General features: G+C 60.8%; 22 protein-coding genes. 18 read left to right on the top strand and 4 right to left on the bottom strand.

Going from position 1 to position 19,983, the window contains the following annotated elements; genetic code table 11:
* Nucleotides 1-120: 120 nt before the first annotated feature.
* From hemL to atpE, 5 genes are all read left to right on the top strand, one after another.
* On the top strand, nt 121-1,404 hold the full coding sequence (hemL, locus tag KJB29_RS02420) for a glutamate-1-semialdehyde 2,1-aminomutase (protein ID WP_215733201.1): 1,284 nt from the start codon (nt 121-123) through the stop codon (nt 1,402-1,404).
* Between the two features lie 82 nt (nt 1,405-1,486).
* Nucleotides 1,487-1,729: an AtpZ/AtpI family protein gene (locus KJB29_RS02415; protein WP_011366182.1), complete on the top strand. Its 243-nt coding sequence runs from the start codon at nt 1,487-1,489 to the stop codon at nt 1,727-1,729.
* A complete protein-coding gene (locus tag KJB29_RS02410) occupies nt 1,704-2,087 on the top strand; it encodes an ATP synthase subunit I (RefSeq protein ID WP_215733200.1) in 384 nt (127 codons plus the stop codon). Before KJB29_RS02415 ends, KJB29_RS02410 begins: the two co-directional genes overlap by 26 nt.
* A 3-nt stretch (nt 2,088-2,090) precedes the next feature.
* Nucleotides 2,091-2,780 carry a F0F1 ATP synthase subunit A gene (locus tag KJB29_RS02405; RefSeq protein WP_004512585.1) on the top strand — a complete coding sequence of 230 codons (690 nt, stop codon included), beginning with the start codon at nt 2,091-2,093 and terminating at the stop codon, nt 2,778-2,780.
* A 54-nt stretch (nt 2,781-2,834) separates the two neighbouring features.
* Nucleotides 2,835-3,110 (top strand): ATP synthase F0 subunit C, encoded by a 276-nt coding sequence (gene atpE / locus KJB29_RS02400; RefSeq protein ID WP_004512586.1) that lies wholly within the window; start codon nt 2,835-2,837, stop codon nt 3,108-3,110.
* Nucleotides 3,111-3,197: 87 nt separating this feature from the next.
* Here the strand turns inward: atpE and KJB29_RS02395 are convergent, their stop codons facing one another.
* Together KJB29_RS02395 and KJB29_RS02390 are read right to left on the bottom strand one after the other, a co-directional pair.
* Nucleotides 3,198-4,688 (bottom strand): leucyl aminopeptidase, encoded by a 1,491-nt coding sequence (locus KJB29_RS02395; protein ID WP_215733199.1) that lies wholly within the window; start codon nt 4,686-4,688, stop codon nt 3,198-3,200.
* 59 nt (nt 4,689-4,747) lie between these two features.
* Nucleotides 4,748-6,142: a DegQ family serine endoprotease gene (locus tag KJB29_RS02390; RefSeq protein ID WP_215733198.1), complete on the bottom strand. Its 1,395-nt coding sequence runs from the start codon at nt 6,140-6,142 to the stop codon at nt 4,748-4,750.
* Nucleotides 6,143-6,306: 164 nt separating this feature from the next.
* Here KJB29_RS02390 and gspC point away from each other — a divergent pair, with 164 nt between their 5' ends.
* From gspC to gspN, 12 genes are read left to right on the top strand one after another with little or no spacing between them, the layout of a single operon-like run.
* Nucleotides 6,307-7,179 (top strand): type II secretion system protein GspC, encoded by an 873-nt coding sequence (gene gspC, locus KJB29_RS02385; protein WP_215733197.1) that lies wholly within the window; start codon nt 6,307-6,309, stop codon nt 7,177-7,179.
* A gap of 50 nt (nt 7,180-7,229) precedes the next feature.
* Nucleotides 7,230-9,140 carry a type II secretion system secretin GspD gene (gene gspD / locus KJB29_RS02380; RefSeq protein ID WP_215733196.1) on the top strand — a complete coding sequence of 637 codons (1,911 nt, stop codon included), beginning with the start codon at nt 7,230-7,232 and terminating at the stop codon, nt 9,138-9,140.
* Nucleotides 9,137-10,699: a type II secretion system ATPase GspE gene (gene gspE, locus KJB29_RS02375; protein ID WP_215733195.1), complete on the top strand. Its 1,563-nt coding sequence runs from the start codon at nt 9,137-9,139 to the stop codon at nt 10,697-10,699. The genes gspD and gspE overlap by 4 nt, the downstream gene beginning before the upstream one ends.
* A complete protein-coding gene (gene gspF, locus KJB29_RS02370) occupies nt 10,680-11,891 on the top strand; it encodes a type II secretion system inner membrane protein GspF (protein ID WP_215733194.1) in 1,212 nt (403 codons plus the stop codon). Before gspE ends, gspF begins: the two co-directional genes overlap by 20 nt.
* Nucleotides 11,892-11,913: 22 nt before the next feature.
* The gene (gene gspG / locus KJB29_RS02365; protein ID WP_004512593.1) at nt 11,914-12,357 is read left to right on the top strand and encodes a type II secretion system major pseudopilin GspG; all 444 of its coding nucleotides are present in this window, start codon (nt 11,914-11,916) and stop codon (nt 12,355-12,357) included.
* Nucleotides 12,326-12,862, top strand: coding sequence for a pilus assembly FimT family protein (locus KJB29_RS02360; RefSeq protein WP_215733193.1), 537 nt, complete (start codon nt 12,326-12,328; stop codon nt 12,860-12,862). The genes gspG and KJB29_RS02360 overlap by 32 nt, the downstream gene beginning before the upstream one ends.
* Nucleotides 12,862-13,233, top strand: coding sequence for a type II secretion system minor pseudopilin GspI (gene gspI, locus KJB29_RS02355; protein ID WP_004512595.1), 372 nt, complete (start codon nt 12,862-12,864; stop codon nt 13,231-13,233). Before KJB29_RS02360 ends, gspI begins: the two co-directional genes overlap by 1 nt.
* A 1-nt stretch (nt 13,234) precedes the next feature.
* Nucleotides 13,235-13,846, top strand: coding sequence for a GspJ family type II secretion system protein (locus KJB29_RS02350; RefSeq protein ID WP_215733192.1), 612 nt, complete (start codon nt 13,235-13,237; stop codon nt 13,844-13,846).
* Nucleotides 13,843-14,742 carry a type II secretion system minor pseudopilin GspK gene (gene gspK / locus KJB29_RS02345; protein ID WP_215733191.1) on the top strand — a complete coding sequence of 300 codons (900 nt, stop codon included), beginning with the start codon at nt 13,843-13,845 and terminating at the stop codon, nt 14,740-14,742. The genes KJB29_RS02350 and gspK overlap by 4 nt, the downstream gene beginning before the upstream one ends.
* Complete coding sequence (gene gspL / locus KJB29_RS02340) at nt 14,742-16,025, top strand: type II secretion system protein GspL (RefSeq protein WP_215733190.1); 1,284 nt, start codon at nt 14,742-14,744, stop codon at nt 16,023-16,025. Before gspK ends, gspL begins: the two co-directional genes overlap by 1 nt.
* Nucleotides 16,022-16,567: a general secretion pathway protein GspM gene (locus KJB29_RS02335; RefSeq protein ID WP_215733189.1), complete on the top strand. Its 546-nt coding sequence runs from the start codon at nt 16,022-16,024 to the stop codon at nt 16,565-16,567. The genes gspL and KJB29_RS02335 overlap by 4 nt, the downstream gene beginning before the upstream one ends.
* Nucleotides 16,564-17,406, top strand: coding sequence for a type II secretion system protein GspN (gene gspN, locus KJB29_RS02330; protein WP_215733188.1), 843 nt, complete (start codon nt 16,564-16,566; stop codon nt 17,404-17,406). Before KJB29_RS02335 ends, gspN begins: the two co-directional genes overlap by 4 nt.
* A 27-nt stretch (nt 17,407-17,433) precedes the next feature.
* On the opposite strand, the gene KJB29_RS02325 is transcribed toward gspN, so the two are convergent.
* Both KJB29_RS02325 and KJB29_RS02320 read right to left on the bottom strand, forming a co-directional pair.
* Nucleotides 17,434-17,847: a DUF309 domain-containing protein gene (locus tag KJB29_RS02325; protein ID WP_215733187.1), complete on the bottom strand. Its 414-nt coding sequence runs from the start codon at nt 17,845-17,847 to the stop codon at nt 17,434-17,436.
* Between the two features lie 96 nt (nt 17,848-17,943).
* Nucleotides 17,944-18,603: a hypothetical protein gene (locus KJB29_RS02320; RefSeq protein WP_215733186.1), complete on the bottom strand. Its 660-nt coding sequence runs from the start codon at nt 18,601-18,603 to the stop codon at nt 17,944-17,946.
* 241 nt (nt 18,604-18,844) lie between these two features.
* On the opposite strand from KJB29_RS02320, the gene KJB29_RS02315 reads away from it, so the two are divergent.
* Entirely contained in the window at nt 18,845-19,861 is a 1,017-nt protein-coding gene (locus KJB29_RS02315; protein ID WP_215733185.1) for an ADP-ribosylglycohydrolase family protein, read from the top strand.
* Nucleotides 19,862-19,983: the final 122 nt, after the last annotated feature.

Genomic DNA, 19,983 nt, shown 5'->3' with positions numbered 1-19,983 from the left:
ATTTCAGCCTCTCCAGCACCCCCTAGCCGCAACCTTTTGCCCCTTGACACTTGACTTGCCACATGCTAATAACATATTAATTTTCCAGCTAAATTAGACATAATAAGGGGCCACACGACAATGAACACATCCCATTCCAAAGAACTTTTTGCCAAGGCACAGGAAATTATCCCCGGTGGTGTTAACAGCCCAGTACGAGCCTTCAAATCAGTAGGAGCAGAGCCGATTTTCATTAAAAAGGCATCAGGCTCTACCATTATAGATGCAGATGATAATACCTATATAGATTATGTTGGTTCCTGGGGGCCGATGATTCTCGGTCATTGTCACCCCCGGATCGTTGCTGCCGTTCAGCGCGCCACGGAGAACGGCAGCAGCTTTGGCGCGCCGACCGAACTCGAAATCACTTTGGCGGAGATGGTGGTTGCAGCAGTCCCGTCTATCGAAATGGTCCGCATGGTAAGCTCCGGCACAGAAGCAACCATGAGCGCCATCCGTCTGGCACGCGGCTATACAGGACGCGACAAGATCATCAAATTTTCAGGATGTTACCATGGCCACGCCGACTCCCTCCTCGTCAAGGCAGGTTCCGGCGCGGCGACTTTTGGCGTTCCCGACTCACCTGGCGTTCCAAAGGACTTTGCTCAACATACCCTCACTGCAACCTTCAATGACCTTGAATCGGTCAAAGAACTCATTTGCGCCCATTCCAGAGATGTCGCGTGCATTATTGTCGAGCCAATTGCCGGCAATATGGGTACCGTCCCTCCCCGCGCGGGATTTCTTGAAGGGCTCCGAGAGATCTGCACCAACGAGGGAATTATCCTCATCTTCGACGAAGTCATGACGGGTTTCCGCGTTGCATACGGCGGCGCCCAGGAACGCTATGGCATAACACCCGACATGACCACCTTGGGGAAAATTATCGGCGGGGGCCTTCCTGTCGGAGCATTTGGTGGCAAAAGAGAGATCATGCAACAACTTTCGCCCTCGGGCGGGGTTTATCAGGCAGGAACTCTTTCTGGCAATCCACTTGCCATGACCGCGGGCATAGAAACACTCAAGCTACTCCAGGAAGACGGCTTCTACGGTCGCCTTGAGGAAAAGAGTCGTGCGCTGGCCGAAGGGATTGCAGACGCAGCTCGTCGTGCAGGCTATCCAATCTACTCGACACGGGTCGGCAGCATGTTTTGCGCTTTCTTCACAAACGGCGAAGTGCACGACTGGACGTCGGCGGCCATGTGCGACACCAAGTCTTTCGCCACCTTCTTCCGATCGATGCTCGAAGAAGGTATCTACCTGGCACCATCGCAGTTTGAAACCGCTTTTGTCTCCATTGCCCACTCCAGTGAAGACATCGAAAAGACCATTGCAGCGGCATTCTCATGTTTCAAAAAACTCTAGCCGTTAATTGTCATTGACACCGTTATGGATGCTGTGGTAAGTAGCTGAGGTTTCCGTGCCACATTCCACTATACGTTGCCCCATGGACGAAGAAAAACGAAACCTCATAAAGACCGTCGGTCTCGTTTCGAGCATGGGCATTTCGATGGCGCTGGCTATCATAATTGGCGTTGTCATCGGAAGACAACTCGACAAGTGGTTCGGCACGCACCCTTGGTTCTTCTTCATATTTCTGTTTTTTGGCATCGCGGCCGGCTTCAGGAATATATATATAATTGCCGGCAGGGAAATACGAAAAGATGGGGAGGACAATAAGCGAGGATAGGCTCTTTGCCGTCGTCACAATTGGTGGCCTAGTTCTTCTTGCTGTTCTCTGCCTGACCGGCTATGTGTTCTGGTCTGGCAGATTTGCTGTTAGTATCCTTGCTGGCGGAATTCTTGCCCTCTTCAATTTTTACTGGATGCGAAACACCCTGAAACGTGTCCTGAATCTTCATCCTCGGCAGGCTGGCAGTTTCGCCCAGTTCCGCTATTTGCTCCGGCTTGCCTTTGTTGCCCTTATACTTTATGTGCTCATTGTCCACGCTGGAATCGACGTCATAGGCCTTATCCTCGGCTTGTCGATATTCGTGGTCGTAATCATAGGACTTTCGATTTATATGTTGCTTGATAAAGGAGAGTAACTCATGGTTCATCCGCTGCTGTTCCTGCAGTTCTTCAGAAAGCTCCTCGAACCGCTCCACATTTCGGAAGCGGGAGCTGACGCCATTGCATACACATGGCTCATTATCGTATTTTTGCTAATCGTTTCGCTTATTGCCACCAAAGCGCTCAAAGCCGTTCCCACAGGAATGCAAAACTTCATGGAAGTGGTGGTCGGCGGCATCGAGAATATGGTGGAAGAAACCATGGGAGAAAAGGGACGGCCCTACTTTCCGCTCATAGCCACTCTTGCCCTCTTCGTTCTCGTATCGAACCTCATTGGCCTCATTCCCGGGTTCTTCCCACCAACTGCAAACCTGAATACGACCGCGGCGTGCGCAATTATCGTGTTCCTTTCGACCCACGTGGTCGGGATCAAGAAACACGGATTCCATTACCTTCAGCACTTCATGGGCCCCATCTGGTGGCTGGCACCGCTCATGTTCTTCATCGAGATCATCGGCCACCTGAGCCGTCCCCTTTCTCTCTCACTGCGTCTTTTCGGCAACATGAACGGCCACGAACTCGTTCTCATGATCTTCTTCGCCTTGGCGCCGTTCCTCGTGCCGCTGCCGATGATGCTGATGGGGGTTCTCGTATCCTTTATCCAGGCGTTCGTATTCATGCTTCTCGCCATGATTTATATTCAGGGCTCTCTCGAAGAGGCTCACTAAATACTCAAATCCTATACTGTTTAGGAGACAACACCCAAAGGGAGGTAGTAAAAGATGGATTTTCTTACGATGTGCATGCTCGCAGCTGGTTTCGGTATGGCTATCGGTGCGTTCGGTACCGGTATCGGCCAAGGTCTCGCGGTAAAGAGCGCCGTTGAAGGCGTTTCCCGCAATCCGGGTGCTTCCGGCAAGATCCTGACCACCATGATGATCGGTCTGGCCATGATCGAGTCTCTGGCTATCTACGTTCTCGTCGTGTGCCTCATCATCCTGTTCGCCAACCCCTACAAGGACGTTGCGATTAAGCTTGCCGAGACCGTCGCGAAGTAATCGGTTTCAAATCTCTTAAAGAGCAAAAAGGGGTGTGTCCCAGTGGGCACACCCCTTTTTGTCTCTATCCAACCGTCAATCCGAATTTCAGCCAAAGGTTCTCTGCAGATATTCCACCAGGAGCCTCACGCCGACACCGGTCGCCCCCTTGGGGAGATAAGGCTTCCCCTTCTCCTCCCACGCGGTGCCCGCGATGTCGAGGTGGGCCCATTTCGCCTTCCCCACATAGCGTTGGAGAAACCATGCCGCGGAGATGGTGCCGGCATGGGGTCCCCCGGCATTTTTCATGTCGGCGATGTCGCTTTTCATGAGTTCTCCGTACTCGTCCCAGAGGGGAAGCTCCCAGAGCCGCTCCCCCGTGGCTTCGCCTGAAGCCGTAAGCGCGCGGATGAGCGTCAAATCGTTTCCCATGACCGCTGTTGCGACAGTGCCAAGGGCCACGAGACAGGCCCCCGTGAGGGTAGCCAGGTCGATGAGAGCGGCGGGACGATAGCGTTGCGCGTAATAAAGGGCGTCACAGAGGAGCATCCTACCCTCCGCATCTGTGTTGACAATCTCCACCGTTTGACCTGACATCGTACGCACCACATCGCCAGGCCTATAGGCGCCACCGCCGGGCATATTTTCCGCTACAGGGATGAGGCCGACAACGTTGACCGGCATCCGGAGCCCGGACACAGCACTGATGGTACCCATTACCGCCGCGGCTCCCGCCATGTCGTCCTTCATCCTCTCCATCCCCTCCCGCGGCTTGAGGGATATCCCCCCCGAGTCGAACGTCACTCCTTTCCCGACGAGAACAACGGGACGTTTCTTGGGGTCTCCCGCCAGATATTCGAGAATGATGAACCGGGGTGAGTGGTGGGATCCCTTGGCCACGGACAGGATTCCCTCCATGGAAAGCCGCTCCATATCCTCGCGCTCGAGCACGCGACAGGCGACGCCGAGTCGCCCTGCCATTTCGATGGCTCGGTCGGCGAGATATGCGGGGGTCGCCACGTTGCAGGGATAGGAAACCAGATCGCGGACAAAGCTTACCGCATCACAGACCGTCGTGCGCTCGCTCACCGCACGCTCGGTCGATGCTAGTTCGCCTTCCTCGTCCACAAGGACGGCCATCTCCTCAACGGCGCCTTGGTCATTTTTTGTAGTCTTGTAGATATCGAAACCGTAACCGCCAAGAAGATAACCTTCCAGTGAGGCTTCCAGTGATCCAGGCACGGAATCAGCCGAACGGTGCAAGATGGTAGCGAAGCGCACCACACCGGTGGCACGGACTGCCTTCACCGCACTCCCCGCCGCCTGGCGAACCCGCTCGGGAGTGACAGCATCCCGCTGGCCCAGCCCGACAAGGAGAAGCCGTTCCGCAGGGAGACGGCCAAGGGTGTGTATGAGCTTGGTCTTGTTGAGTTTACCGGTAAATTCTCCAGCCTCACGGATGGCAGACAGACCTCGCCCCAATGCATCGTCAACGGAACCCAGAAGAGTGTTCTCACTGAATCGGTCTTCGTAGCAGCCCAGAACAAGCAGCGGACAGGGGTAGAGCAGGGCATCATGCAAAACAACCCGAGCATTCATAACAGTTCCTCCTGAATAAAAACGGGGTGCGTTCAGTTCAGCCTGCACCCCGTGAAAATCTATTCTATTCGCAAAGCCAGATAGTAGTTGGAGTCTCCACGACGCAACAGGAAGCGGACAACATCACCCTTTCCGTATTCCTTGATCAACTTCTCGTAATCCAGAACAGTCGCAACCGCCTTGCCGCCAATCTCGAGTATTATGTCCCCTGACTGGAAGCCTCCGAGCTCGGCAATGCTCCCCTGCTTCACACCGGTAACGACCACTCCCCGGGACTCCTTCAGCCCCAACCGTGCAGCGAGATCCTTGGTCAGTTCCCGGACAGAGAGGCCGAACGCATCACCGGCGGTCTTCTGGTTGTTCTCGTCGCCCGACTCGGCAAGCCGGCCGACAGAAACGGTGAATTCCCGGGGTTTCCTCTCCCGGAGAACCTTGATTTTGACAGCCTTGCCAATGGGCTCGGCAGCCACCAGCCGCGGCAGCTCGCTCATCTCATTGATCTTTTTCCCATCGAACTCCAGAATTATGTCGCCGCTCCTGAGCCCCGCGTTGGCCGCCGGCCCGTCTTTGACAACATCCGTGACGAGGGCTCCTTTTTCACCTTCGAGGCCGAACGACTTGGCCAACTCCGGTGACATTGGCTGCATGGTAACGCCAAGCCATCCCCTCGTCACCTTCCCTTTCTCTTCGAGCTGGGGAAGGACATCTTTGGCCATATTGACCGGAATGGCAAAACCGATCCCCTGCCCGCCAGCCACAATGGCGGTGTTGATCCCTATGACCTTCCCTTCGGCGTTGAAGAGTGGCCCACCGGAATTTCCCGGATTGATGGAGGCATCAGTCTGGATGAAGTCGTCATAGGGGCCGCTGCCGATGACGCGCCCCGTCGCGCTGACAATCCCTGCGGTAACAGTCTGAGCCAGGCCGAAGGGGTTGCCGATGGCCATGACCCATTCCCCCACCCTAATCTGGGCACTGTCCCCCAGCTCGGCAACGGGGAGATTCTCTTTGGCATCGATCTTGATAAGAGCCAAATCGAGCTTCTCATCGGAGCCTTTGACCTCCGCCTTGAATTCCCGGCCGTCGGAGAGGCGGACCTTGATCTCGTCAGCCCCGGCAATGACGTGATTATTGGTAATGATGAACCCCTGCTTGCTGATGATGAAGCCCGATCCGAGACTCCGCTCACGCTGGGGGCGGCGGGGCATTTCCTCGAAAAAATGCTCGAAAAAGTCCTGAAACGGGTCGGGGAATGGAGATGGCTGGCGCCGCATTCGGAACTGGGGCGTTAACGTCTTCGTGGTACTGATGTTGACGACCGTAGGCTTGAGCTTCTCGGCGAGATCGACGAAATCGGGCGTCAATACCTTTGCAGGGGATTCTCCCACCGCAAGCACTGCGAGACAGGCAGCGAGGACAATCTCTTTAAAAAACCGCAGTGAAAACAGTTTCATGGCTACCTCCGACAATGGATTTAACCTGACAACTGTAATAAGGGGGTAGCGGTTTGTCAACATGGGGGCCTCCCGTTGATGGCGCTCTGGTGGTGTTTTCTCTTGCCAGCCCTGAACATCTTGATTAGTATGAACCTCACTTTCAGCAGCGCTAAGTAGGCATTATGAAAAAGATTTATTTCATAACCGCTCTTCTCCTCATTCTGAACTCACTGGCACTCGCTCGGATTGCGGCGGCCCTGGTGGGCTATCGCCTGTCCCATACCCTTCCGAGCACCGTCAATCGTACCCACAACACCATGAAACCGGCCCAATCAGAGGCGCTGTCAGCGTATGCGCCCATTGTCGAAAAGGGGCTCTTCGGGCGTGCTGCACAGGGGAAATTGACACTCCTCACAGCGACAGCACCAGTTGCCAAGGGAAGCAGCCCGCCATCCGCCCAGGGGAACCTTGTCCTCGTCGGCACAGTACGGGGCTCATTCCGGGAGACCTTTGCCCTGATCAGGCGTACCACGCCGCCCGAGGAGCGGGTTTTCAGGCTCGGCGAGCAGGTTTTCGACCGGGGCCCCCTCGTGAGCGTCCAAAAGGAGAGTGTCGAGATTCTGTCCGGCGGAAAGCGGGTCAAATTGCTGACGCCTCAGGCAACACCGTCTGAATCACCGGCATCTCCTTCCCCCCAGGGACCTGCCGTGACAGGCGGGGCAACCCAAACCGGATCGGGGACCTTCATCGTCGACCAACGGCTCCTGAATGCGGCCCTCGACAACATCGGCCAGGCCATGACCGACGCCCGGCTCCTCCCCAGCGTCAAGGACGGCAAAGTGGAGGGGTTCCGCGTTTCGGAGGTGAAACCGTCAGGGGTCTTTGCCATGGTAGGCATCAAAAACGGCGATGTGCTGCACAAAATAAACGATCTCCCCGTTGACTCCCCTGAACGGGCTATCCAGTCCCTCGCCTCCCTCAAGGGGCAGAACCGGATCAAGCTCGATCTGGTACGGGACGGGCAACCGTCAACGTTCAGTTACGACATACGCTAATCCAGGTCCGGGCCATCCCGAACCAGCAGACGCTTCACCCGGAGGCATTCGTGATCATACGCTTCTCAGCAGGGCTCGCCTCGGCGGCACTTCTCCTCTCTCTCCTGGCCCCCGTGCCGGCCATGGCCAAGGGGGTGATTCTCAACTTCAGCGATGTGGATATCGCCACCATGGTGAAGTTCATCAGCGACCTCACCGGTAAGAACTTCGTCATGGACGAGCGGGTAAAGGGGAAGATCTCGGTCTATTCCCCTTCGAAGCTCTCGTCCGACGAAGCATTCAACGTCTTCACATCAGTGCTGGAACTGAAGGGATTCACCATCGTCCCGGCAGGAAGGGTTTACAAGATCATCCCGACGTCCCAGGCGAAGCAGTCGGGGATGAAGCTCCTCACGGAGAAGGACCGGGGACCGGTCAGCGACGCCTACGTGGCCAGAATTATTCCCCTCGAAAGAATCTCGGCCCAGGAGGCGGTGACCTTTCTCCAGCCCATCGTTTCCAAGGATGGCTACATCGCCGCCTTCGGCGCCAACAACATGCTCATGGTGGTGGATTCGGCCCTGAACATCCAGAAGCTGACCGGCATCCTCGCCCAGGTTGATTCGCTCCAGAAGCGCGAGGGAACCGAAACCGTCTTCCTCAAGAACGCCTCGGCGGAAAGCGTGGCAACGGTAATCCGCGAATGGCTCGGCGGCAAGGGGAGCCGGCCGGCCGCCGCTGGTCAGGGCGGGCAACAGACCACCTCCGCCGCCGGCGTGCTCGTCATTCCCGACAACCGGCTCAACGCCCTCGTCATCTCCGGCAACGACCGCGACAAGGAAGACATCAAGAAGCTGGTCGCCCTGATAGACGTCGTTCCCCCCACTTCGAGCAGCAAGATCAACGTCTACTACCTGGAGAACGCCGATGCCACCGAGGTGGGCAAGGTCCTCGACGGCATCATCAAAGGTGTCCCTCTCCCGGGCCAGCAGGGGGGAGCGCCCGCAACGGCCCCTGCCCAGTCCCCCTTCGAGGGGGGCAAGATTTCCGTCACCCCCGACAAGGCCACCAACTCCCTGGTGATCATGGCCTCGCCGGTCGACTACCAGAACCTCCTCCAGGTGATCCAGAAACTGGACAAGCGACGCCGTCAGGTATTCGTACAGGCGGTCATTGCCGAAGTCTCCCTCGACAAGGCGAAGGAACTGGGCCTCCAGTTGGCCGTGAGCGGCGGCGGGGCAGCCGGCAACACGGCCGGAGCCGGGGTCTTCGATCCCTTCAACTTCGTGGGGGGTGCTTCTCCGCAACAGGCAGCAATCCTCAACGTACTCACCGGATTTGCCGGCTCAAGCAACCTGCAACTGGGAGGGGTCCTCAAGGCTCTCATCTCCAACGGCGCCGTGAACGTCCTCTCCACACCCAACATTCTGACCTCCGACAACAAGGAAGCCGAGATCTTCGTGGGCGAGAACGTGCCGTTTCTCACCCAGACAAACCTCACATCCACGGGCCTTTCCCAGCAGTCCATCGAGCGGAAGGACACCGGCATCACGCTCCGGATCACCCCCCAGATCAGCGAGGGGGAATTCGTGAAGCTCGACATCTACCAGGAGATCTCGGCCGTCAAGGATAGCGTCGGCCAGGCCAAGGACCTGGTCACCACCAAGCGTTCGGCCAAGACCGCCGTGGTGGTGAAGGACAAGGACACCGTGGTCATCGGCGGGCTCATCCAGGATCGCGACACCGAAACAATCAACAAGATCCCGATTCTCGGCGACATCCCGCTCCTGGGGTGGTTTTTCAAGACCAAATCGGCCCGGCGGGAAAAGACCAATCTGATGATCGTCCTCACCCCGCGGATTATCCGCGGTGCCCAGGAAATGGCTGAGGTGTCGAACCTTCAGAAGGGAACGTTCGACAACGCGGTAAGGATGGATATTCCCTTCACCCTCGACCGGGAAGAACTGAAGACGAAGCAATGACCGATACCCACGACGTGGAACGCATAGCCGAAAGGCTCGGGATTCCTTTCACGGCCGAAATCGAGGAAGGGGAAGCCGACCTGACGCTCCTGGCCCGGCTTCCCCTCGCTTTCGCCCGGGGGCGGCTCGTCCTGCCCTTGCGGGAGCGAGACGGGAGACTGATGGTGGTGGCCGGGAACCCGGCCGACCTGGCCGCCGTTGACGAGGTGCGCGGGGTCTACGGCCTGCCGGTGGAGCTGGCGGCGGCGCCGCAAAAGACGGTCCTCGACGCGGTGAACCGCCTCTATGGCCGCCTCGGGAGCACGGCCCAGGAGGTGGTGGAGGAACTGGTGGGGGAAGACCTTTCGGTCATCGCCACCGAACTCTCGGAACCCAAGGATCTCCTGGACCTGACCGACGAGGCCCCGGTCATCCGGCTTCTCAACTCAATCCTCTCCGAGGCGGTGAAGGAGCGGGCCAGCGACATCCACATCGAGCCCTACGAGCGGGAGTTGGAGGTCCGGTTCCGCATCGACGGCATCCTCTACAAAAAGCTCGCCCCCCCCAAGGTGGTACAGGAGGCCCTTGCCTCCCGGGTGAAGATCATGGCCGGCCTCAACATCGCCGAGAAACGCCTCCCCCAGGACGGCCGCATCCGGGTCATCGTGGCAGGGCGCGACGTGGACATCCGGGTCTCCATCATCCCCACCTTTTTCGGCGAGCGGACCGTGCTCCGGCTCCTGGACAAGCAGAAGGGGATCATCTCCCTGGCCGACATCGGCATGGAAGAGCGGGGGGTCGCAGCCATGGAGCGGCTCCTTGGGCGCACCAGCGGCATTATCCTCGTCACCGGCCCCACGGGGAGCGGTAAGTCCACCACCCTCTACGCGGCCCTCAACCGCCTCAACTCCCCCGAGAAGAACATTATCACCATTGAGGATCCCATCGAGTACCAGATCAAGGGGATCGGCCAGATCCAGGTGAACCCCAAGATCGATCTCACCTTTGCCCAGGGACTTCGGGCCATCCTCCGCCAGGACCCGGACATCGTCATGGTGGGGGAGATCCGGGACGCGGAGACGGCGGAGATCGCCATGCAGGCCTCCCTCACGGGGCACCTGGTCCTCTCCACCCTCCACACCAACGATTCGGCCACGGCCATTGCCCGGCTCGTGGACATGGGGATCGAGCCGTTCATGGTGGCGTCGTCCCTTTCAGCGGTCCTTGCCCAGCGCCTCGTGCGCCGCATCTGCCCCCACTGCCGGGAGCCCTATACGCCCGAGCGCCAGTACGCCGGCATCACCCTCCCCGCCACCCTCTACCGGGGACGGGGATGCGAGAAGTGCTACGGACTCGGCACCTGGGGACGGGTCGGCATTTATGAACTCCTCCCCGTGGACGGGGAGATCTGTTCCATGATCATCCGGCGGGAACCGGCGGGAACCATCAAGGAGTACGCCGTCTCCCGCGGCATGCGGACCCTGCGGGATGATGGCCTCGCCAAGGCGGCGGCCGGCATCACCACCATCGAGGAGGTCCTGCGGGTGACCCAGGAGGAGTATGCCGACCTTCCGGTATAGCGCCTATACGGCCGAAGGCCGCGACACCGCCGGCACCCTGGAGGCGGAAAACCTCAAGGAGGCCCGCCAGCGGCTCAAGCGGGACGGCCTCTTCCCCCGAGAGCTCTCACCAGCCGAAGATGAGGGAGCGGCACCGGGACGCCGCCTCTTCGGGGGGCGCACCGGCCTTGCGGAAATCGCCCTCATGACACGGCGGCTGGCAACCCTCGTGGGCTCCCAGGTGCCGATCTTCGAGGCGGTCACCACCCTCGGTGAGCAGGAGGAGCCGGGAGAGCTGAAAAAGGCCCTGGGGCGCATCCGGGAGCGGCTGGCCGAGGGTGCGAGCTTGGCCAAGGCTCTCTCCCTGGAGCCGGGGCTCTTCAGCGAGAGCTACGTGGCCATGGTGGCGGCGGGCGAGGCAAGCGGCTCCCTCGAAACGGTGCTGGAAAAACTCGCCCTCTTTCTGGAGGAGCAGCGGGCCATCCGGAGCAAGGTGACGGCCTCCCTGGCCTACCCGCTCCTCATGATCGTCGTGGGTGGGGGGGTGATGCTTTTCCTCCTGACCTTCGTCATCCCCAAGATCGTCACCATCTTCGAGGACAACAAGGCTGCACTCCCCCTTATCACCATTGCGCTCATCAAAACGAGTGCCTTCCTGCGCCACTTCTGGTGGGCACTTCTGGGGCTCGCCGCCGGCGGGGTATTCCTCTACCGCCGCCTCGCGGCCCAGGAAGGGTTCAGGCTCCGGCGGGACCGGTGGCTCCTGCGGCTCCCCGTGGTGGGGGGGCTCATCCGGCACCTGATCCTCTCCCGCTTCGCCAAGGTCCTGGGGCTTCTGCTGGCCAGCGGCGTGCCGGTCATCAAGGCCCTGGAGATCACCGCCCAGGTCCTGGTGAACCGGGTCTACCGTGGATCTCTCCACACTATCGCGGCGGAACTGGCCGAGGGGGGGAACCTCTCGGGGGCGCTACGCAAAGGAACGCTCTTTCCGCCACTCCTGATCCACATGGTGGCGGTGGGAGAAAAGGGGGGAGAGCTGGAAGAGATGCTGGCCAAGGCGGGGAATGCCTTCGAGCGGGAGTTCGACACCGCCGTTTCGGGGCTCATGGCGCTGCTGGAGCCGCTCCTGGTCCTCGCCATGGGGCTTGCCGTGGGGCTCGTGGTCCTGGCAGTGCTCCTCCCCATATTCGAATTGAACCAACTGGTCCGATAATCCTGACAGGAGGTCTTCCCCAATGAACCGGAAACCCATGAACAACCGCGGCTTCACCCTCATCGAAATCATGGTGGTCATCGCCATCCTGGCGCTCCTGGCGGCCCTCGTGGCGCCGAAGATCATCGGCCGCTCCGACGACGCCAAGATTGCCGACGCCAAGGTGCAGATCAAAAACATGGAAACGGCCCTCAAGCTCTACAAGCTGGACAACGGCGTCTTCCCCTCCACGGAGCAGGGACTGGCGGCCCTGGTGGCGAAGCCCGCGGTGGGGCAAATCCCCAAGAACTACAAGGCCGAAGGGTATCTGGAAAGCAAGAAGGTTCCCAAGGATCCCTGGGGGAACGATTTCGCCTATCTCTCCCCGGGGGAGCACGGCGACTACGACCTCTACTCCCTCGGCGCCGACGGCGTGAAGGGGGGCGAAGGAAAGAATGCCGACATCGAGAGCTGGAACCTCCAGTAACCGGCGACCCTCATGCCGGGGCTTCACCCTCATGGAACTCCTGGTGGTGATCGCCCTCCTCGGACTGGTGGCGGCGATCGCCCTCCCCCGGCTCACCGTCAGCCATGCCCTGGAGCTTAACCGCTCGGCCCGGCAGTTGGCGGCCACGATCCGCTATGTGCAGGACCGGGCCATTACGGGGAAGACCCCCCACCGGATCCGCCTTGAGCCCGGCACCGGCACGGTCCGGGTCACCCGCCTCCTCTCCGATGGCACGGAAGGTTCGACGGGGGAAAGCTTCCTCGATCGGCCGTTTCCGGCCGAAGGGGTCACCGTGGCCGACGTGACGACTCCCCGTGGGGGGAAGGTGACGACCGGCGAGGTAGTGCTCCGGTTCGACATGGCCGGTCTCGGCGACTTCACAGCAATCCACCTGAGGGGAGAGGACGATGCCGCCATGACGGTCATGGCCTACCCCTCCGGGAAGGTGACGGTTTCCGAGGGATACGTGGAGGAACCCCAGTAATGCGGCGACCCACCCTGTTGTGCGGCGATGCGGGGGGATTCACCCTCCTGGAGGTCATGGTCGCCCTTGCCATCATGGCCGGCGTCGTCTTCACCGTCATCGGTGCGGTGAACTACCACCTCTCCATCGTGGAGCGGGACCGCCGGGAAACCGTGGCCGTCCTCCTGGCGCGGCAAAAGCTGTCCGATCTGGAAGAGGAAAAGGATATCCCGGAAAAAAAGGAAGGGACTTTCGCCCCCACGCGCCCGGAATACAGCTGGGAGATGACTGCGACACCCACGGAGGTGGAAAGCCTGCGCCGGATGACCCTTGTCGTGTCGTGGGACAACAAGAAGCGGAGCGTTGCCCTTGTCCGGTACCTGGCCCCCTAGAATGACTCGAACCGAACGCGGAAACGGCGGTTTCACCCTCCTGGAAGTGCTGGTGGCGATGCTCCTCCTCGTCATCATAGCCGGCGCCCTCTACTCCAGCTACTTCACCGTGCTGCGGGCCAGGGAGCGGGCGGAGGAAGGGGGGGAGCAGCGCCGGGAACTGCGGGGAACCCTCGACCTCCTCCGGCGGGAGATCGATGGGGCCTTCTACCGGACCAGCGATAAACGCCTCCGCTTCGTGGTAAACGACCGGGACATCTTCGGCAAGCCTGCCTCCACCCTGGAGCTGGTGACTGTGGCTCCGCCATCGGCGGAGGAGCGCCCCGCCTCGGACCTCGTTCTGGTGAAATACGAGGTAAAGGAGAAGGAGAAGCGGCTCAGCCTCAACCGGGAGGCCACTGACCTCTTCGGGAGCATGAAGCCGATCCCCTATCCCCAGATGGACGAGATCGAGGGGTTCCTCGTGGAGTGCTACGACAGCGGCAAGTGGGTGCGGACCTGGAACACGGAGCTTTCCCCCAAGCTCCCGGAGCAGGTGCGGATCACCCTCACCGTCAGGGACGGGGAGAAGACCGCCGACTACTCCGTCACGGCCAAGCCGAGGCTGCGATGAGAGCACTTCGCCAAGAACAGGGATTCGCCCTCGTCCTGACCTTGGTGGTGACCGCCCTGCTGGTGGCGGTGGCCGTCGAATTCATCCACGGGGTCTACGTGGATACGTCCCTGCAGCGCAACTTCGTGAACCTCCAGCAGGCAAGCCTCATGGCCGATAGTGGAGTAAAGGGAGGAATCGCCCTCATTCGAAGCCTGCGGCAGAGTGGGGACAACACGGCCCTGCTCCAGGTCCTGGAAATACCACAGGAACTGGAAGACGAAAAGGGGAAGGTCTCCGTTACCATCGAGGAGGAGAACGGCAAGCTCAACCTGAACGCCGTCTCCGAATTCCACGACCAAGCCAGGCGGCGTCTGCTGCGGCTCCAGGGGCTTCCTGAAGGTATCAGCGACGCCGTGGCGGACTGGGTGGATGCGGATCAGGACCCGCGCCCCGACGGGGCCGAGACTCCCTACTACCAGGCGCTGTCCGCTCCGTATCTTCCCCGCAACGGTCCCATGCAAACCTTCGGGGAACTGGGGCTCGTCCGGGGCTTCACGCCGGCCATCGTTCAGAAATTGAGCCCCTATGCCACCGTCTACGGCGCCGACTGGGCCATCGACATCAACACCGCCCCGCTCCTGGTCCTCATGGCGCTCCACGACGACATGACCAAAGAGCTTGCCCGGGCCATCATCGAGCGGCGCCGCCAGACCCCCTTTGCCAGCACCGGAGAACTCACCGCGGTGCCGGGGATGGACCGGATCGCCAACTCACCCGGCATGCAGCTGGGTGTGAGGGGTTCCACCTTCCGGCTCGTCTCGCGGGCCACGGTGGGCGAGGCGGTCCGGATCGTCGAGGCGGTGGTGGGCCTCGAAGGAATGCAGCCGCAGTATCTCTACTGGAGAGAGTATTGATGACCTACCTGATTCTCGAATGGACCGGCGCCGAGCTGGTGGCAAGCCGGTTCCTGCAGCGCCGCGGCGAAATCCTCTTCCAGGGGGCCGACAGCCGTTCCGCGGCAACCGAAACCGAGCTGACCGATGCCCTGCGGGAGCTGCCCCCTGCCGGCAACGACTCCCGGATCGCCCTTTCCCTCCCCCTGGCCCGCCTCTTCATGCGGGAGATGGGTCTCCCCATCCGGGACCGGAAGAAACTGCGGGAGGTGCTCCCCTTGGAACTCAGGGGAGAAACGGCCCTGGAGACCGACGAGTTGGCCTTTGCCGGACTCCCCCTTGCCGGGGGAGCGGTCCTCGCCCTCTGGGGGAGGAAACAGGAGCTTGCCGCCTGCATCTCGGCCACGGCAGCGGCCGGTGTCGAACCGGAGGTTCTCTCCGCGGCCCCCCTCCACTGGGGAGAACTCCTCCCATCGGGAGACCATGGGACCGTGGCCCTCACCGACGGGTCGGCCCTGGCCCTCTTCCGGGACAGGGAACCCCTCTTTTTCCGGGCCTTGACCGAAGGGGAGGATTGCGCCCGCACCCTGGCGCTCCTGGAAATAAGCAAGGGGATCACCGTGGACCGGACCTGTCGCCTTGGCGCATCAGCCACGGCGGAGGGCACCCCCCTTCCGGTTGAGGGGAGCCTTGCCGCAGCCTTTGGCTGCGATGAAGGGGCGGCTCGCCGCCATGGTTCCGCCTGGGCTCTGGCCACGGCCATGGCCCGGGGGGATGCGGTCGATTTCCGCGCCGGGGATCTGGCCTGGACAAAGGGGAAAGAAAAAGCGCTGCGCCGCCTCCGCCTCCCCCTCGCCCTGGCGGCACTCCTCCTTCTCCTCCTGGGGGCCGACGCCGGCATCCGCTATCTCCTCGTGAAGCGCGACCTGGCATCCCTTGACGCCTCCATCGGCGCCATCTATCGCGAGGTCTTCCCCGGGCGGAAAAAGGGGGTGGACGAGGCGGCGGAGATGCGGACCGAAATCCGCAAGCTGGGCGCATCCGGCGGGAAAAGCCAGGTGCTGGAAACCCTGAACCGCCTCGCTACGGCCAAGGGCGATGACATCCTCGGCCTCTACGAGGTGGAGATCGACGGAGGCCAGGTGCGACTCAAGGGTGACGCCCGCTCGACCCAGGCGGTCAACGACTTCAAGAACCGCCTGGCCGCCATGCTCTCTCCCGCTGATGTGGGCCAGATAACCTCGAAGCCGGACGGCACCGTCACGTTCACCCTCCGGGGCACCATGAAGGAGGGAGGCCAATGACCGCATTAAACCGCATCCGCGACGCCTATGGGGCCATGGACAGCCAGACCCGCCTCCGCTGCGGGTACGCCCTCATTGCGCTGCTGGCCCTGGCCGTGGCTTTTTCAGCCATCTACGACCGGATCGCACTTTTGGAGAAGAAACGGATCCGTCGCGAGGCCGACCTGGTGGAGATGATGGGGCTCAAGAATAACATTCACGACGTAAGGGCGGTCTCCCAGCGGTTCACCAACCGCCTTGCGGCCACCCGCGGCGACGAGACCCCGGCGAAGATCGTGGAGGAGACCGGTATCAAGGGAAAATCGACCCGAGTCACTCCCATGAAGGGGGAGGAGCGGGGAGGCTTCCTGGAAGACGCCGCCGAGGTGAAGATCGAAGGGCTCACCGCCAACGAGGCAGTGAACCTCCTCCACCGGCTCGAAAAGGGCACTAGGCCGGTCATCGTGAAAAAGGCCCTCCTCCGGACCCGCTTCGACGACCCCTCCCGCCTCGACCTGACCCTCACCGTGGCGCTCCTGCGGCAGGCCCCGGGGGCCCGATGACCCTCAGCCGTCCCCTCCGCTGGGGTGCCGCCATCGTGGCAGGCATCCTCATGACCGTCGCCTTCACGGTGATCCTCATCCCCTCCCGGGAGCTGGAAGGGATCGTGTCTCGGCTTCTGGCGCGGGAGGGGTACACCTTCCACGCCGGCCGCTTCGGCAAGGCCTTCCCCCTGGGGATCTCGGCCAAAGGTGTCACCATTGCCACCGATGAGGGGCCGGTCTTGCGCTTCGATCGGGTCGCGGCGCGGCTCGCCCTCCTCCCCCTCCTGACCGGAAAAGCGGTCGTCACCATGGACGCCACCGTGGGGCCAGGCCGTGTGAGCGGTTCCTACCGTCCCTCCAATGGCGGAAAGGGAACCCTGGAAGCGCGGGATGTCCGGCTGGAGGATATCCCCTTCTTCAAGACTGTTGCCGGCGCCGAGATAAAGGGGCTCCTGACTGTGGCTGCATCCTTCACGGGGGCGGGGCACCGGATCGCCGGGCAACTCCGCCTGGAGGTCAAGGGGGCCGATATCCGCGGGGTGGCCATCGGCGGCACCCCTCTTCCCGATGCCGCCTACGACACGGTCCGGGGAATGGTCCGAGTGGCTTCGGGTCGGGCCACCCTCGACAGCTTCACCCTCCAGGGGGCGGACCTCTATATCCGCCTCAAGGGAGATAGTCCCCTCGCCACCCCTCTCGGCGCATCTCCCCTTAACCTGACCCTAGAGTTGATGCCTCAGCCGGCCTTTCTCGACCGCCAGAAGCTGGTCTTCGTTCTCCTCTCCAAGTACCTTGTAACCCCCGGCCACTACCAGCTGCCGGTGCGGGGGACACTGGCGAAACCACTCCTCCTGTAGCCACCCGATAAGACAGAGAGACGGGGGTTACTCTGTTACCTCCACCGTCTTCAGTCGCGGGATGAGCACCGGGTCCAGTTCCCCCATTTTCTCCTTGCCGAGCCGTTCCAGTGCAGAGATCACTCGGTCAGCTTGGGCGATGAGCCCTGCCACATCAACCCACAGGCAGACCTCCGGCACACGGAGCAAATAGCCTCTGCCGCCGGCCAAGAGGCTCAGTGACCCGCCAAGGTTGCCGTTTCGCCAGTGATGAAGCGCGATGGCAATCTGGATGATCCCCTGGTAAAAATTCCGCACGTCTCCCCTTTCCTTGAGCCAGAGGGCTTCTAGAGTCTCATGGCACTCAAACCACTCCTCCCTGTTGAACTGGCGGATGCCCAGCAGCAATTGTCCCGACGGCGAGCCTTCACAGGCACGGCTGGTTTCTGGCATCTTTTCCATGGATATCATTGCCTCATCAGGTCGCACCGAGAGGGAATGACTGCTTCAGGGACAAGCAGCCATCCCCTCTCTTCTTTTAACCCGGCCATCTCCCCGTTATCGGATCATGTTCGGGAACTGCTTCGCGAGTCCGCCGGCCAAGGCATCGGCAATGACGTACATGTGGTCTTTCATGTCATCCCAGACCTTGGCTTCTTGTGCGAAGTCCTTCCCGGCCAGAGCGTCAAGCTGCGCCATGTGGTGGCCGCCGTGGGCGTACAGGAGCGTCTTGAGCGTCTCCCTAGGAAGATACGGGTTTGCTCCGCTCAGGAAGGCCGCGATTTCATCGGCATTCTTGACCAGCTTGTCCTTTGCCGCCTCCTTGCCCGCCTTGTCGCCCGCATAGGACGCTGTCATATACGCTTTTACCGCGCCGTAGTGCCCCGCCAGCAGGCCGAACAGCTTGTCGGACGCCGGCTTGCCGTAAAACGGCTCGATGGAGGCTGCAATGGCCTTCGCATTTTCAACGACCTTTCCTTCGGCTATTGCCGCAGCCGTACTGTCCCCATATTTTGTCGTCAATGCGACGTTCCTCACCCAGAACACATGGCCGATCCACAGATCTCGCAACCCCGCCTGCAAATCAGCCCGCGCCGTCACCGTTGTTGCTCCCTTATCCGCACCGGCATGGGAATGCTCGGCAGCATACGCCGTTGTTCCCATCGGAGCCAAGGCTGTCACAGCCATGGCCAGCAGAATCAATAGTATCTTTTTCATGGCTTACTACCTCCTTTGTGCCCTACCTACCTTTGACATCATTATACTCTTTCTTCTGAAATCGGAACATGCAAAATACTGAATATATCTACACCTTCTCCCTCCCCAACTTACCATCATCCCCCACACCGATTAGTCCAAGGGATACCTTGACAACCGTCATGGAGCTGATAACAGATACCGAAGAGGCTATTCGCCGGAGATCGAACGGTGCGTGCCAAACAATGGGGGAGGTACGACAATGGAACAACGAGACAGAGAGGAGGCGGCAAAACACCGGGAGACCAAAGGCGTACCGACTGTCGCCGACCGGTTTCGGGGGGCGGTCTGGGGACAGTTCGTGGGGGACGCGGCCTGCCTCGGAAGCCACTGGATCTACGAGCTGGCGGAATTGGAACGACGGTTTCAGGGGGGAGTAGTCGGGTTCGAGACGCCGGCAGACGGCCATTACCACACGGGCAAACACTCCGGCGAACTTACCCACTACGGTGACGGAGCCCTGGTAATGCTGCGGTCTGTGGCTGAAAGGGGCCATTTCGATCCCCAGGATTTCGGCCGCCGCTTCGTGGAACTGTTTGGTTCCGATTCGTACCGGGGGTACCTCGACCACGCCACCAGGGATACCCTTACCCACTGGCGGGCATTCACCGAAACGCACCCCGGCGACCCCTATAATTTCCAGGACGGGGCCGATGACGACCAGCCGGCCACCGCCACACGGCTAGTCCCGGTGGTGATCGCCCATTGGCGTGACGCATCACTCCTCCGGGTGGTGGAAACCGCTACGCGCGTCTGCCAGAATAACGACCGGGCAGTGGACTACATGAAGTGCCACGCTCTGATCCTGCGGGAGCTTTTCAACGGAACCGACCTGCACGAGGCTTTTCACCGGGCCGCGACGGAAATGGAGCGTGGATCCGGCTTCGGCACGGAGGTGGCTAACGGCATCCGGAAAGCCTGTGCATCACTCACCCTGAGCGTACGGGACGCAACCCTCGCCTTTGGCCAGTCATGTCCCCTCTCTTCCAGTTTCCCGGCAGCGGTGCACTGTGCGTTGCGGCATTCGGTCGATTTCGCCGCCGCTGTTCTCGATACGGCCAATGCCGGAGGTGACAGCGCGGGACGGGCAGCGTTGATCGGGTCATGGCTCGGGGCGTTCCACGGCATTGCAGGGATAACGGCGGGGTGGCGCCACCGCCTTGCCGCCCGTTATGAAATTGAGAGGCACCTCGAAGAACTCGTGCAAAAGGCCCAATGACAGGGCGATCCGCGACGCCGCCGGCGCACGCCATGACATACCGGAATTATTGCGTCGAGAAATCAGTTTACAACTGTAATTTCAGTCAGGTAAGCTGAAACCATCTTATACTTCGAAAGCAC

The organism is Geobacter grbiciae (genome assembly GCF_018531165.1).
Classification (GTDB): Bacteria; Desulfobacterota; Desulfuromonadia; order Geobacterales; family Geobacteraceae; genus Geobacter; species Geobacter metallireducens.
The sequence above is the reverse complement of the archived record's forward strand: the minus strand, read 5'-3'. Positions and strand labels throughout refer to the sequence as shown.

Bases quoted from the DNA above. Each gene is read 5' to 3' on its own strand.
- hemL (WP_215733201.1), top strand. From the start codon at position 121: ATGAACACATCCCATTCCAAAGAACTTTTTGCCAAGGCACAGGAAATT.
- KJB29_RS02415 (WP_011366182.1), top strand. From the start codon at position 1,487: ATGGACGAAGAAAAACGAAACCTCATAAAGACCGTCGGTCTCGTTTCG.
- KJB29_RS02410 (WP_215733200.1), top strand. From the start codon at position 1,704: ATGGGGAGGACAATAAGCGAGGATAGGCTCTTTGCCGTCGTCACAATT.
- KJB29_RS02405 (WP_004512585.1), top strand. From the start codon at position 2,091: ATGGTTCATCCGCTGCTGTTCCTGCAGTTCTTCAGAAAGCTCCTCGAA.
- atpE (WP_004512586.1), top strand. From the start codon at position 2,835: ATGGATTTTCTTACGATGTGCATGCTCGCAGCTGGTTTCGGTATGGCT.
- KJB29_RS02395 (WP_215733199.1), bottom strand. From the start codon at position 4,688: ATGAATGCTCGGGTTGTTTTGCATGATGCCCTGCTCTACCCCTGTCCG.
- KJB29_RS02390 (WP_215733198.1), bottom strand. From the start codon at position 6,142: ATGAAACTGTTTTCACTGCGGTTTTTTAAAGAGATTGTCCTCGCTGCC.
- gspC (WP_215733197.1), top strand. From the start codon at position 6,307: ATGAAAAAGATTTATTTCATAACCGCTCTTCTCCTCATTCTGAACTCA.
- gspE (WP_215733195.1), top strand. From the start codon at position 9,137: ATGACCGATACCCACGACGTGGAACGCATAGCCGAAAGGCTCGGGATT.
- gspF (WP_215733194.1), top strand. From the start codon at position 10,680: ATGCCGACCTTCCGGTATAGCGCCTATACGGCCGAAGGCCGCGACACC.
- gspG (WP_004512593.1), top strand. From the start codon at position 11,914: ATGAACCGGAAACCCATGAACAACCGCGGCTTCACCCTCATCGAAATC.
- KJB29_RS02360 (WP_215733193.1), top strand. From the start codon at position 12,326: ATGCCGACATCGAGAGCTGGAACCTCCAGTAACCGGCGACCCTCATGC.
- gspI (WP_004512595.1), top strand. From the start codon at position 12,862: ATGCGGCGACCCACCCTGTTGTGCGGCGATGCGGGGGGATTCACCCTC.
- KJB29_RS02350 (WP_215733192.1), top strand. From the start codon at position 13,235: ATGACTCGAACCGAACGCGGAAACGGCGGTTTCACCCTCCTGGAAGTG.
- gspK (WP_215733191.1), top strand. From the start codon at position 13,843: ATGAGAGCACTTCGCCAAGAACAGGGATTCGCCCTCGTCCTGACCTTG.
- gspL (WP_215733190.1), top strand. From the start codon at position 14,742: ATGACCTACCTGATTCTCGAATGGACCGGCGCCGAGCTGGTGGCAAGC.
- KJB29_RS02335 (WP_215733189.1), top strand. From the start codon at position 16,022: ATGACCGCATTAAACCGCATCCGCGACGCCTATGGGGCCATGGACAGC.
- gspN (WP_215733188.1), top strand. From the start codon at position 16,564: ATGACCCTCAGCCGTCCCCTCCGCTGGGGTGCCGCCATCGTGGCAGGC.
- KJB29_RS02325 (WP_215733187.1), bottom strand. From the start codon at position 17,847: ATGGAAAAGATGCCAGAAACCAGCCGTGCCTGTGAAGGCTCGCCGTCG.
- KJB29_RS02320 (WP_215733186.1), bottom strand. From the start codon at position 18,603: ATGAAAAAGATACTATTGATTCTGCTGGCCATGGCTGTGACAGCCTTG.
- KJB29_RS02315 (WP_215733185.1), top strand. From the start codon at position 18,845: ATGGAACAACGAGACAGAGAGGAGGCGGCAAAACACCGGGAGACCAAA.